1 protein-coding gene is annotated in these 360 nt (G+C 33.9%); it reads right to left on the minus strand.

The genetic code is table 11. The features are described 5' to 3' along the window. The coding region (locus ACQ5DJ_RS30050; protein WP_429845630.1) for a 1,4-dihydroxy-6-naphthoate synthase at positions 1 to 330 on the minus strand (330 nt) is incomplete at its 3' end. Between the last annotated feature and the right edge of the window lie 30 nt (positions 331 to 360).

Raw genomic sequence — 360 nt, forward strand, 5'->3', positions numbered from 1 at the left:
TCTTGGTAGCAGATGTTCAAAATCACTAGCAGCAACAGCCTTAATTCCATTTCTCCATAAGTTTTCTAAAAGCTTTCCAATCGTATTAATATAAACTTCTTCATCCGAACCTTTTTGTGGTTCAATATCTAAAAAGTACTTATAGTACAAAAATCCGTCCCGTTTTTCCGTTCCTTTTTCTAAATCAAAGTCATCATTTTTATTCACATAGATATCAAGAGCTTCGGAAAAACACTGATGCTTATGAACAATACCATTTATTGACTTTGCGATGAGTTTGCTCACTTCTTCTCTATCCAGTTCGGTATCGATAAACAACTTACAGTACACAGCAATTCCCCCGATTTCATATCAATTTAT

The organism is Brevibacillus sp. FIR094, assembly GCF_050477165.1.
GTDB lineage: Bacteria > Bacillota > Bacilli > Brevibacillales > Brevibacillaceae > Brevibacillus.